10 protein-coding genes are annotated in these 12,674 nt (G+C 72.8%); 8 read left to right on the plus strand and 2 right to left on the minus strand.

The features are described 5' to 3' along the window. The first annotated feature begins 162 nt into the window (after positions 1–162). The 3 genes from A3IC_RS51925 (at position 163) to A3IC_RS51930 (ending at position 6,610) form a co-directional block, all read left to right on the plus strand. Positions 163–1,329: a tryptophan dimethylallyltransferase family protein gene (locus A3IC_RS51925; protein ID WP_020548288.1), complete on the plus strand. Its 1,167-nt coding sequence runs from the start codon at positions 163–165 to the stop codon at positions 1,327–1,329. Positions 1,330–1,450: 121 nt separating this feature from the next. Next, positions 1,451–4,696, plus strand: coding sequence for an ATP-binding protein (locus A3IC_RS0101500; RefSeq protein WP_040875937.1), 3,246 nt, complete (start codon positions 1,451–1,453; stop codon positions 4,694–4,696). 207 nt (positions 4,697–4,903) lie between these two features. After that, a complete protein-coding gene (locus A3IC_RS51930) occupies positions 4,904–6,610 on the plus strand; it encodes a carboxylesterase/lipase family protein (protein WP_205354339.1) in 1,707 nt (568 codons plus the stop codon). A gap of 86 nt (positions 6,611–6,696) precedes the next feature. Here the strand turns inward: A3IC_RS51930 and A3IC_RS0101510 are convergent, their stop codons facing one another. After that, on the minus strand, positions 6,697–6,996 hold the full coding sequence (locus A3IC_RS0101510) for a hypothetical protein (protein WP_158695768.1): 300 nt from the start codon (positions 6,994–6,996) through the stop codon (positions 6,697–6,699). Positions 6,997–7,379: 383 nt separating this feature from the next. Between A3IC_RS0101510 and A3IC_RS0101515 the strand changes: the two genes are divergently transcribed. Both A3IC_RS0101515 and A3IC_RS0101520 read left to right on the plus strand, forming a co-directional pair. Beyond that, positions 7,380–8,126, plus strand: a complete 747-nt coding sequence (locus A3IC_RS0101515) for a helix-turn-helix domain-containing protein (RefSeq protein ID WP_020548292.1) — start codon at positions 7,380–7,382, stop codon at positions 8,124–8,126. A 231-nt stretch (positions 8,127–8,357) separates the two neighbouring features. Then, the gene (locus A3IC_RS0101520; protein WP_020548293.1) at positions 8,358–8,636 is read left to right on the plus strand and encodes a hypothetical protein; all 279 of its coding nucleotides are present in this window, start codon (positions 8,358–8,360) and stop codon (positions 8,634–8,636) included. A gap of 231 nt (positions 8,637–8,867) precedes the next feature. Here A3IC_RS0101520 and A3IC_RS0101525 read toward each other — a convergent pair whose 3' ends face one another. After that, positions 8,868–9,224, minus strand: coding sequence for an ArsR/SmtB family transcription factor (locus A3IC_RS0101525; RefSeq protein ID WP_026217762.1), 357 nt, complete (start codon positions 9,222–9,224; stop codon positions 8,868–8,870). 104 nt (positions 9,225–9,328) lie between these two features. On the opposite strand from A3IC_RS0101525, the gene A3IC_RS0101530 reads away from it, so the two are divergent. The 3 genes from A3IC_RS0101530 (at position 9,329) to A3IC_RS0101540 (ending at position 12,558) form a co-directional block, all read left to right on the plus strand. Further along, a complete protein-coding gene (locus A3IC_RS0101530) occupies positions 9,329–10,444 on the plus strand; it encodes a cation diffusion facilitator family transporter (protein WP_020548295.1) in 1,116 nt (371 codons plus the stop codon). A 375-nt stretch (positions 10,445–10,819) separates the two neighbouring features. Then, entirely contained in the window at positions 10,820–11,764 is a 945-nt protein-coding gene (locus A3IC_RS0101535; RefSeq protein WP_020548296.1) for an endonuclease/exonuclease/phosphatase family protein, read from the plus strand. 554 nt (positions 11,765–12,318) lie between these two features. After that, the gene (locus tag A3IC_RS0101540) at positions 12,319–12,558 is read left to right on the plus strand and encodes a hypothetical protein (protein WP_026217763.1); all 240 of its coding nucleotides are present in this window, start codon (positions 12,319–12,321) and stop codon (positions 12,556–12,558) included. Positions 12,559–12,674: the final 116 nt, after the last annotated feature.

Genomic DNA, 12,674 nt, shown 5'->3' on the forward strand with positions numbered 1-12,674 from the left:
GCCGGATTCGAGCCGGCACCCGCCGGATCGAATCCGGCGCCTGTCCGGTAGAGCCCGCCGTCCCGGCGGGCCACCGGTCCGCCGAACGGCCCGCGTCCTCCCCTTCCCGGGCGAGGCCGCGGCGACCCGGCGGGCATCGGGACGGACTGCCTGGAGCCGACCTTGACCAGTATCGACAACCCCCACGAGATCGCGGCGACGCGACGAGACCTCGAAAAACGCGCCACCACGTTGGGTGATCATCTGCGCGGCCAACTGGATCGCCTGTGCCGGGTCGCCGCGGTGACCGACCCCGAAGGGCGATATCGGGATTCGCTGACCGAGTTGCTCGGCGTCGGGGCCGACCGACCGCTCTCCGCGCCCGCGCCGCCGTCGTGCATCTCCGACGACCACACACCGGCCGAATTCTCGCTGACCTTCCCGGGCGGCGACCGCCCGCGCGTGCGGGTGCTGACCGAGCCCGGGTGCGGCGCGGCGACGCTCGCCGAGAACGGCCGAGTCGGCCGGTCGGCCCTGCGACGGACGGCCCGGCGCTGGGGTTTCTCCGTGGAGCCGCTGCGCCGCGTCGAGACGCTCTTCTTCCCGGCCGCTCCGCGGGGCACCTTCGCGCTGTGGTGTGCGATGGAGTTGCGGACGGCGCCCGGCGGGCCGGGATTCAAGGCGTACGTGGATCCCGCCGCGCACGGCCCCGAACACGCGGCCGAGGTCGTCGAGGAGGCGCTGGCCCGGTTCGGCCACGCACGAGCCTGGCCGTTGCTGCGCGAGCACGTCGCGGCGCGGTACCCCGACGACGATCGGTTCGCCTTCCTCGCGCTGGATCTGGGGTCGTGGGCGACCCCGAGGGTGAAGGTCTACGTTGCCCACCACCGATTCGACCTCGACGGTGTGCGCCGTGTTGCCGGCTCGTTTTCGGATCGGTGTGCGCGGCGCGCGGTGGAGTTCTGCCGGATCGCCGGCGGCACGCATCGCTTCGATCGCCGTCCGCCGGTGTCGTGCCTGTCCTTCGTCGGTCGCAACGCGTGCGGTCCTGCCGGGTACACACTGCATCTACCCGTTCGGGACTACGCCGCGAACGACGACCACGCTCGGGATCGCGCGGCTTCGCTGCTTCGGCGCCACGGCCTGCCCACCACCTCGCTCGATCGTGCGCTGGGCGCGATGACGAGGCGCCGTCCGGTGGACGGGGTGGGGCTCGTCTCGTACCTCTCCCTGGTGCAGGCGGCCGGCCGGCCGTCACGGGTGACGATCTATCTGTCCCCCGAGGCATATCGGGTCGGTTCGGCGCGGGACCGCGAGTCCCCGCCGGCGGCCACACTTTCGAGGGAATAGTCCTCTGGATGCGGCACGCGCACCCACCGGCTTCCTAGAGTCGGCGGTGGGTCGGCGGACCCGTTCCGGGCGAGAACGGCTCGACGCCCGCCGGCCCCGCGTTCCGGCCCGAGAGGACACCGTGCCTTCCGCACTGATCGGCAGGGACCACTGTCTGGGCGTGCTGCGGTCCCGGGTCGAACGGGCCCGCGCGGGCCACGGCGGGCTGGTCCTGGTCGGCGGGGAGGCCGGGATCGGCAAGACCGCGCTGGTGCGACAGATGGCACACGAGGCCCTGGGCCTGGACATGTGTGTCCTGCGTGGGACGTGCTGGGACTCCGGTGCCACGCCCGACTATTGGCCGTGGACCCAGGCGTTGCGAAATCTGCGGCGGGAGACGACCGACGCCGAGTGGGCCCTGATCACAGCGGCGGCCGGGACCACGCTTCCCGTCCTGTTGGGCGAGCACGCCACACCGCCCGGCGAGCGGGTCGCGGGCCCGGACGGGTTCGCGATCGGCGACGCGGTGACGACGATGCTGGGCACCGCGTCCCGGAACCGACCGGTGTTGCTGGTCCTGGAGGACCTGCACTGGGCCGACGCGGCATCGCTGGGCCTGCTGGAATTCGTGGCCCGGCACACCTGGTTCGAGCGCCTGCTCGTGGTGGGCACCTGTCGCGAGTTCGAGGCGCGCCAGGCCGGCCGGCGGCTGCCGGCGGCGGGCGCGGAGACGGCGATCCTTCGACCGACCGGTCTGAACCGCGTCGGGGTGGCGGAGTTGATGACACGTACCGCGGGCGCCCGGCCCGAGGAGGCGGTCGTCGACGAGGTGCATCGGCGCACCGCCGGCAATCCGTTCTTCGTGGAGGAGACCGCCCGGTTGTGGGCCGCCGGTGGACCCGTCGGCGCGGTCTCCCCCGGCGTGCGGGCGGCCGTCCACCGACGGTTGGCCCTCCTGGACGAGGCCGTCGTCGAACTCCTTCGCGTGGCATCCGTGCTGGGCCCAAGCTTCGACATCGGCCCGCTGGCCCGAGCGGCGGGAGTCGGCGAGATCGCGGCAAGACGACTCTTGGCCCAGGCGGTGGACGCGCATGTGTTGGAGCCGGTCGAGAACGGCGGGGTGGCTTTCCGCCACGACCTGGTGCGCGAGGCGCTGTACACGTCGCTCGCCGACGACCGCCGGTGCCGGTTGCACGCCGCCGTGGTGCGCGCACTGCCCGCCACGGGGTCCGTCGCACACCCGATGCGGCCGAACGAGGCGGCCCACCACGCCTATCTCGCCGGCACCGAACTCGCTCCCGACGCGGTGGTCGACCTCCTCGTGGCCGCCGCCCGCCACGCCGCCGGCCGGCTGGCGAACGAGGAGGCGGTGCGGCACTACCTGCACGCGCTGGAGCGGCTGGGCACCCGAGCGCCGCATCGGCGGGTGAAGCTGATTCTGGACCTGGCCCTGGCTCGGCAACTCACCGGCGCCCACCAGCGATCGTGGCTCGCCTTCGAGGAGGCCGCCGCGCTGGCCCGTCGACACGACCCCGTCCTGCTGGGCCTGGTGGCGCTGACCATGCTCGGCGTGGACGCCCGAGGCGACACATCGGGCCTGAAGTCCCGTCTCCCGCACGAGGCACACGCCGCCCTGACCGGGTACTCCCCAGGCGCACAACCCACCCCACCCGACCGCGCGGCCCCGGTCGACTCCCCATCCCCGTACGGCGATCCCTGCGTCCCCGCGGCCGTGGTGGCCCGGCACGTCACCGCCGCCGCCCGCCGCAGCGGTGACGACGAGGCCCTACAGACCGGGTTGTGGGCCGCCGTACAGGCGTCGTGGGGGCCGGACACCCTACGTGAACGCGCCCTCCTGACCACCGAGTTGAGCGAGGTGTCCCGTCGGCGGGGCGACCGCTGGATGGAACACATCGCGATATCGCTGCGCTGGGTGGCTCTGTTGGAACTGGCCGATCCGCGTTTCCTGGACCAGTTGCAGGCTCTGGTGGCGGTGGCCCGCGCGAGCGGCTCACCTCGGATGACGCTGACCTCGCTGATCGATCGCAGCGTGGTGTGCGCGTGCCAGGGTCGCTTCGAGGAGGCCGCGGCCCTGCTCGGCGAGGTGGTGGCGCTCGACGGTCCGCAGCCGAACTACCGGCACTTCGGCTGCCAACACGCGTGGTCGATGGCACTGCTGCGCGGCGACGCCGCAGAGCTGGATCGGGCGCACCGCGCGCTGCGCGAGCACGACCACCCGTTCGCCGATCTGCTGGAGGGCATCGGCGCGCTGGAGTTCGGCGACCGACCCCGGTACCCGTGTGCCGTGCCGGTGGGTGACGGCGACGGCACCGTGGCACACCGGAGCATCATTCCGCTGTGGTTGCGCCACCAGGCCCAGGCCGCCGCCGTCGAGCGGGATCCGGCGCGATGCGAGCAGGCGCGCGCCGCCCTGGCGCCGTACCGGGGGCGGTGGTTGGTCTCGCTCTACGGATGGGACATCGGCGGGCCCGCGTCCCTGTGGACGGGCATCGTGGACGCGGCGCGGGAACACTGGGACGACGCCGTGCGCGAGTTCGCCGACGCCCGGCGTTCGGCCGACCGGCTGCACGCACGTCCCTGGTCGGTGCGCGCCGGCATCGAATTGGCCGGCGCCCTGCTCGCCCGGGACGCCGACGGCGATCGCGCCCGGGCCGGGGCACTGCTGATCGACGCCGGGGCCGAGGCGGACCGGCTCGGCATGATCCACCTGGTCGACCGGGTACGACGGCTGAGCACCCCATCGACCGGCCGCGCGAGTTCGACGGAGCCGACGACACCACCCGGATCGACCGGCGCGGCGGTGGCGCAACCCCTCGAAAATTGTTGCGAGTTCCGCCGGGACGGAAGCGTCTGGCGGCTGAGCTTCGCCGGTCGTGTGGTGCACATGCCCGATGCCAAGGGTCTTCGGGACGTACACCGCCTGCTCGGGCAACCGGGCACCGCCGTCCCGGCGACTCGGTTGCTGGCGCCCGAGGGCGGGGCCGTGGTGTCGGCCACGGCGGCCATGGGCGGGGACGCGTTGTTGGACGAGGAGGCGCGCACCCGTTACCGCCGCCGCCTGGACCGGCTCGACGAGGAGATCGAACAGGCCGTCGACCGCGGCGACGACCGGCAGGCGGCCGAATACGACCGGGAGCGGGTCGCGTTGTTGGCCGAACTGCGCCGCGCGGCCGGCCTCGGCGGACGCGTCCGTCGCCTCGGCAATCACAACGAGCGCGCGCGCAAGACCGTCACCGCCCGGATTCGGGACGCCCTGCGACGCCTGGACGAGCGGCACCCGGAACTCGCGGCGCACCTGCGAGCCGGCATCTCGACCGGCTCGACGTGCTGTTACACCCCGGACCCGAGGTTTCGGTGGCGGCTGTGAACCACCGGCCGGCAGGACCACGACCGCCGCCCAACCCCACGAAACCACGACACGCCCGTTCCACCGATCCGCGCGGCCCGCGCGACCGGCACGGCCCGCGCGATCGACCCGTTTCACCCGGTCCACGGCCGATTGATCCGCCGCGGGCGAGGGGACCCGAAGAGCCTCGGTCCGGGAAAGGGAGCACAAGACCATGAGCACGACACCATGAGCGCGCGACAAGCTCCGGCGAAGCGCGCACGACGAGGGCTTGCGGCACTGGCCCTGGCCTGCGCCGTGATGTCGGCGTCGAGCGCGGCGGCGGCCGACTCCACAGCCGGTTTCGGCTACCGCTTCGACGCGTCCGCATCCGCCGCCGGCACGGTGGTACGGACCGACGCGGGCCTGGTGCGCGGTGTCCGAACCGCCGACCACCGCCTCTTCCACGGCATCCCCTACGCGGGAGCGCCGACCGGCGAGCACCGCTGGGCCGCGCCGCGGCCGGTCCCACCGTGGCGGGGCGTTCGGGACGCCACCGCGCCGGGACCATTGTGCGCGCAGCTTCCGGCCGCACACGCGCGGGTGACCGGCCACCTCGACGAGGACTGCCTGTTGCTGAACGTCACCACCCCGGCGCGGACCACCCCCGGACGAGCCGCGCCGGTGCTGGTGTGGATCCACGGGGACGGCACCGTCGGCGGCGGCGAGTTCTTCGACGGCCGCCGGTTCGCCGACCGCGGGGTGGTCGTGGTCACCATCAACTACCGCCTGGGCGTCTTCGGCGGCTTCGCCCATCCGGGTCTGCCCGGTTCGGGCACGTTCGCCCTCCAGGATCAGCAGGCCGCGCTGCGCTGGGTGCGGCGCAACGCGGGCGCCTTCGGCGGTGATCCCGAGCGGGTGACGGTGGCGGGTTCGTCGTTCGGCGCCGCGGCGATCGGCGCGCACCTCACCTCGCCCACCGCCCGCGGCCTGTTCCGGGGAGCCGCCCTCTCCAGCGGCGAGGCCATGATGGACATGCCCGCCGGAGCCATGGGCCCGGGCGTACCGGCGTATCCGTGGTACAGCTGGCGCACCACGCGCGAGATGCAGGACACCGGGGTCGAGACGGCCGCGTCCCTGGGCTGTTCGGCGCCGAATCCCGATGAGGTGCTGCGCTGCCTGCGCGCGCTGCCGGTCGAGCGGTTGTTTCGAGTCCCGTACATCATGAATGCCTTCCAGGCCTTCGCCTTCGGCAACGAGATCCTGCCCGAGCTGCCGGAACAGGCGCTGCGCGAGGGCCGATTCCACCGGGTGCCGGTGCTCTCCGGGGCCACCCGTGACGAGCATCGCCTGTTCGTCGGCGCGACCTACGACCCGGTGACCCGTCCGTTCACCGAGGAGCAGTACGGGCAGGCGGTGGAGACCGCGTTCCCGGGCCGGCGTGACTGTGTGCTCGCCGAGTATCCGGTGCGCGACTTCGCCTCCCCCGCCCTGGCCTGGTCCACAGTGGTCACCGACCGCATGTGGGCGCGCGGCACGTACGCGCAGAACACCGCCTTCGGCCGCTTCGTGCCGACCTACGCCTACGAGTTCGCCGATCGCAATGCCCCGATGTACCTGCCGCTGCCCGGCCGCTTCGACTTCGGCGCCTACCACGCGGCGGACACGCCCTACCTCTTCGAAGACCCGGCGGCACAACCCCTGTTCACACCCGCCCAGGTGCGGCTGTCGGGCACCATGACCGACTACTGGGCGGCCTTCGCGGCCGAGGGGAACCCGAATCGCTCGGGTCTGCCGTACTGGCCCCGGTTCGTCGACGCACCGGCGTCGTCCGCACCGCCGCAGACCCAGTCGTTGGCTCCGGAGCGGATCGGGCCCGTCGACTACGCGAGCGCGCACAACCTCGACTTCTGGCGCGACGCGGGATGCGCGGGGGCGGCGTCGGCGACCGGATGAGCCGAGGTCGGCGCTCCCACTCGACGAGGGCGGTGCCCCGACCGGCTGTCGCAGCCGGTCGGGGCACCGCCGAGGGGGATGAATGCTCAGCACTCGTACGCGTAGTAGGCGGCCGCGTCCGCCGCGAAGCTGACCCTGCGGCTCTCCTTCGCCGGGATCGCGATGCAGTCGGGGTCATAACCGTCGACTTCGACGGAGGCGTTGATGCCGTGCGAGCAGTCGTTGACGACGTCCGCCCAGCCGGGACCGTGGTTGCCCAGTTGCGCGCATCCCGGTCCCGGCTCGGCGGAGGCGACCCCGGCGGTCGAGGCCGTGACCAGTGTCGCCGGGACGGCGAGCAGTGCCGCGGTGGACAGGGTGACGAGGGTGGTGCGAAGAGTGGACATGGAGCTTCCCTTTCGGCCGGCGTTCGGTACGGTCGCCGCGCGGGGCGCGGGGTGGTCGATTCGCATCTTCGGATCTCGTTTCTCGTAGCGTCGACGGACGGGAATCCGCCGGTACGGGGCCGCCCATGCGGTGCGATGTCCCGGTCGGCGACGTGGTCTCGCGTCGTCGCGGCGACATGTGCTCGTCGGCGGTGCGGCCCGGATTCACTGTGCCGGGCCCGGTTTCGCCGACGGGCCGCGATGGCGTGAACTCGCCAGTGGTACAGGCTTCAACCAGACTTCGACGGGCTTCGACCATTGGAAATTCGGCTGCATTGCGCGCACGATTGCGTACTCTCGGTAATGGCGGCTTGTCCACGCCTGTCCGGGGAGGAGCGGGTCCCATGTCGGTGTCGTCCGGCCGGGTGCCGATGCGGTCGGTCCTGCGCGAGTCGTTGACCGAGACGCTGGAGGAGTCCGCCTTTCACGCCCATCGCGGGATCAGGCCACCCGCGCAGAGTGTGCGGCCCGAACACGTCGGCACCGCCGCCGCCCGGCTCGCCGCCGTCACCCGGCACGAACTGCTCACCTTCGACGACCCGTCCGGCTGCATCGGGCAGGGTGTCCCGGAGCGCATGCTCGTGCACGCGGCGACGTGCGTCCGCGAGGTCGTGGCCCGAGTTCCGCGGGTTCGCCAGATCACCTCGCGACGCGGCCTCGCCCGGGACGCGGAGGTGGGCACCATCCGGTGGCGCGACGGGGGACAGGCTCGACTGATCGACGAAATCCCCTTCCGGATGGGCGTCATGGACCGGTCGGTCGCCCTCGTCCCGATCGATCTCGACGTCCTGTACAACGGCATGCTTCTCGTCCGCGACCCCGTCGTCGTCCGTGCCCTGGTCCGGGCCCACCAGCGTTCGTGGCAGTCCGGCGAGGACCCGAGCGCCCGCCTCTTCGACGAGGAACCGCCCGCCCATCTGGTGCCCGTACTCGAGTGTCTGCTCGCCGGTCTGACCGACGAGGCGGCGGCGGCCCGGATCGGCTTGTCCGGGCGCACGTACTGCCGCCGGGTCGGCGATCTGCTGGCCCTGCTGGGAGCGGACAGCCGATTCCAGGCGGGCGCCCTGGCGGTCCGCAAGGGCTGGGCCTGACCTGACGCACGTCGACCACCCGGCGCCGCTCGCGCGGTCTACGGGTGGTCGGAACCCGTACACCGCGCGGGCGATACCACCGAAGGCCCGGTCGCGCTCGACCGTGCACAGGTCGACGCAGCCGCACTCCGCAGCTTGATGTGACTCAGGTCACACAATCGCTGTCATACCGGGAGTCGTCACCGAACGTGTACGGGATGTCCGCATATCGCACATCGAAGGGACTCCACCATGCGTCTCCGCAACTTCGTCCTCGGGCTCGCCACCGGCAGCGCCGTCCTGGCCGGCACCGTACTGGGCGCCGCGCCCGCCCAGGCGGCCCCCACGACGGTCGCCTGCACGCATCCGTGCCACCCGCCGGCCAGCCCCGGCTACACGTACATCACCGACTACTACTGGGCCAGTGCGTGCAACGACACCGGCAACCAGGGCATCAACGCCCACCGTTGGTCCACCTACCAGTGCACGGGCGGCGGCCAGTTCGAGAACTACGAGCTGTGGGTGAAGTAACCACCCCGGGCCCGGCGGCCGACCACGCCCTCGGCCGTGGCGCCGCCCTGGGCGTCGTCCCCACCGACAACCCGTCGGCGGGGGCGACGCACCGCTCGTGCGCGTCACGCGCGAGCCCGCCGCCCCGGCTCGGCGGAGCCGCACCGTCGAGCAGTCGGCCCGGCGACGTGCCGCGCCCCGGTTCACCGGGGCGACCCGCCCGCGCGAGCCGGAGTCGGACCGGGTGCGGGTTCAGTCGTGTGGCGGGAGGTTTCCGATGCGGTGATCGGCGACGCGCAGGGCCTCGTCGACAAGGCGGCTGACATGTCCGTGCGGCAAGGCGTAGACGACGCGGCGGCCTTCCTTGCGGGTGGTGACGAGTCCGGCCAGGCGCAACCGGGCCAGGTGCTGGCTGACGGAGGTGCGGCTCGCGCCACACACCTCGGTCAGGGTGCCCACATCCGCCTCGCCCTCGACCAGGCGTCGCAGCAGGGCAAGTCGGGTGCGGTCCGCCAGCAGGGTCAGGATCTCCACCGCGACCGCGTATCGCTCGCTTTCGTCGTGCACCTGCGCATCGTACGCATGTGATAGGTGCATGCGTGCGCTCATACGCACATAATGGGAGGCGCGGCGCGCCCACGACGAGCCGTACCGCCCGGCCGACACGAAGTCCGAAGCACGCTACGCCGGCCGCCGACCACGAGGATGCCGCCGTGCCCGAAACCGCGCCGGACCACCCGCACGACCGTCGTGAACCCGACCACGCACACGAACACGAACACGTCGAGCGCGACGCCGGGCACGCCCACACCCACGCGCACAGCCACGGAACCGGTCGATGGTCCCGGATACGCCACGTGGCGGCGCACGCGCTCGCCCCCCACTCGCACGAGGCATCCGACCGGATCGACGCGCCCATGGAGGCGTCCGCGGACGGCATGCGCACGCTGTGGATCTCACTGGCGATCCTGGGCGCGACCACCGTCCTGCAAGCGTTCGTCGTGATGTGGTCCGGGTCGGTCGCCCTGCTCGGCGACACCGTGCACAACGGCGCCGACGCCCTGACCGCCGTGCCACTGGGCATCGCGTTCCTGCTCGGGCGTCGCGCCGCGACCCGACGCTTCACCTACGGCTACGGCCGCGCCGAGGACATCGCCGGGATCGTCGTCCTGCTCACCATCGTCGCGTCCTGCGCGCTCACCGCCTGGACCGCGATCGACCGCCTGTCCCACCCACGGGAGATGTCGCACCTGCCCGCCGTCGCGGTCGCGGCGGTGATCGGCTTCGTCGGGAACGAATGGGTGGCCCGCCTCCGCATCCGCACCGGACGCCGCATCGGCTCCGCCGCGCTGGTCGCCGACGGACTGCACGCCCGCACCGACGGCTTCACGTCACTGGCCGTCCTGCTCGGCGCCACCGGTGCCGCGCTCGGGTGGACATCGGCCGATCCGATCGTGGGCCTGCTGATCACCCTGGCGATCCTGGCGGTCCTCAAGGACGCCACGCGCGAGGTGTTCCGGCGACTGATGGACGCCGTGGACCCGGCGCTGGTCGACACCGCCGAGCGCACGGTACGCAAGGTGCCCGGCGTGCTGGACGTCGGCGAACTGCGGATGCGCTGGATCGGCCATCGCCTGCGCGCCGAGGTCGCCGTCGTCGTCGACGCCGACCTCGACCTGCGCAACGCCCATACCGTGGCCGTCGCCACCGAACACGCCCTCCTGCACGCCCTCCCCCGCCTGGACGCCGCGTTGGTCCACACCGACCCCGCCACGCTCACCGGCGGGCATGACCCCCACGCCGCCCTGGCCCACCACGCCCGCACGTAAGCGGGGCGGGCCGCCGCGCCCGCGGCACCCGCCGACGGCGCAACGTGCCCGGACCGCCTGCGGCCGCGCTTCGGATTCCATCGCGCCCACCATGTCGTGCACCCGACTTCCCCGGCACGATCGCCACGTTCGCTCCCCAACGGCCGCGGCGCACGGGCACCGGCCACAACCTCGGCGGAGCGCTTGCGATGCCGGCCGGCGCACGCAACCCGGCCCCGTGACCGCTGAACCCGCGCGGAACCGCAGCGCCGATCGCCTCCCCGACCCGAGCCTGCCGGCGGGCGAATGTCACCGCCGGGCTCTTACGTACGGGCGGCGCGGGCCGAAACACTGGGCGCGTCAACTCCCAGGCGTCGTCAGGAGCAGCTCGTGAGAGTGACCATCGGCACGTGGAACCTGGAGAACCTCTTTCGCCCCGGCGAGCCGGACGGTCCCGAGGACGACCAGTCCTACCGGGCGAAGTTGGCCGCGCTGGCCGCCGCGATAACCGAGTTCGAACCCGATCTGCTCGGCGTCCAGGAGGTCGGCAATCCCGACGCCCTCGCCGATCTGGTCGACCTGCTGGACGGCGAGTGGCACATCGCGCTGTCCGCCCACCCGGACGGGCGCGGTATCCGCGTCGGCTTCCTCGGTCGTACGCCGCTCACCACCATTGCCGATGTCACCGCGTTCCCGGCCCGGTTCGCGCCCGTGCAGACCCAGGACACCGGTGTCCCGGTCGGCGCCATGGGCCGCGGCGGCCTCGCCGTCACCCTCGAACCGGTGCCCGGCCGCACCCTCACCGCAGCCGTCTGCCACCTCAAGTCCAAGCTGCTCGGCTACCCCGGCAACCGACACGCGCCGCGCGACGAGGGCGAACGCGCCCGCTACGCGGCTTACGCGTTGTGGCGCCGCGGCGCCGAAGCCGCCACGATGCGCGCCCTCGCCGACCGCCTCCTCGCCGACGACGGCCGCACCCACGACGTCGTTGTGATGGGCGACCTCAACGACCAACCGCAGGCCGCCACCACCCAGATCCTCTACGGCCCGCCCGGATCCCAGATCGGCACGCCGGGCTTCGACCGCCCGGACCGGGGCGACGCCACCCGACTGTGGAACCTGGCTCCGCTCATCCCCGAGGAACAACGCTTCTCCCGCGTCTTCGAGGGCCAGGTCGAGCTGATCGACCACATCCTCGTCAGCCACGCCCTCCTGGCCCGCGTCGACACCGTCACCACCGGAACCGGCCACACCCTCTCGTCCGTCACCGACCAACCCGCCGAACGACAGGGCAGGCCCGGCTCCGACCACGCACCCGTCGTCGCCCGCCTCACCTACTGAAGCCGCCGACGGCTGCCCCCGCGCCGCCGACGCCATCGACGACGCCACCGACGGCCGTCCCGGGCGGGCGGGTCGAACCGGTCGACCCCGCGTCCGGGACCGGTACGGTCCATCGGACGCGGCGCCCCGGGGCCGAGGGGCCGGAACGACGGCCGGTACCCCCGTCCCGCACCCGCCGCACATCGGGATCGGGCGCACGTTCGACACAGGCGCCATGCGCTCGCCGAACCGTCCGTCGCCGGCTCGGCCCGGCGCCGCGGGCAGGACCGTCACCGATGGCCCGACGCCGCCGAACTCGACCCGATTGGCACAGCGCGTCCGTCCCGGGCAGGCCACCGCTCGGCAGCCGACCGCGAACGCGCAGGTACCGGCCCTGCGCGGCCCCCTTCGCCGAATCCCTCGCCGCCGCTCGCACATCACGGGTCCCGCAAAACCCGAGGTGGGCGGCGCCGTTTCCACACCGCCGTTCGGGTGATCGGTGATCGGCCGACCGACTCGCCGCCCGGGCCCGTGGTACCTGTGGAATGGCCATTCCGGTCGGAGAAGGAGGATTCATGTCCGACACCGTCCGTCCCGATGTCGACGCCCCACCGACGCCCGGGGATTCCCGGTTGACCGTGACCGTGTACCGAGTCGACCCGCACGGCACCCGGCTGATCCGAGACTCCCGTGTCCATCACGGGACTCCACCGTCGATCCTCGCCTTTCCCGACGAACCCCCCTGCCGCTGCTCCGCCACCTGTCGCTACCCGCACTTCGACGACCCGCACACGTCCGACCCAGCCGAAGCCTGACCCCGTACCGCTCACCCGCCCGTCCGTGCACCGGCCCCCACCACCCCGTCGGCCCGACGGACCATCTCCTCGCCCGGCCCGGCTTCCGGACCGGATCACGCGCGCCGGTGAGTTAC

The sequence above is a fragment of the Embleya scabrispora DSM 41855 genome (assembly GCF_000372745.1).
Lineage (GTDB): Bacteria > Actinomycetota > Actinomycetes > Streptomycetales > Streptomycetaceae > Embleya > Embleya scabrispora.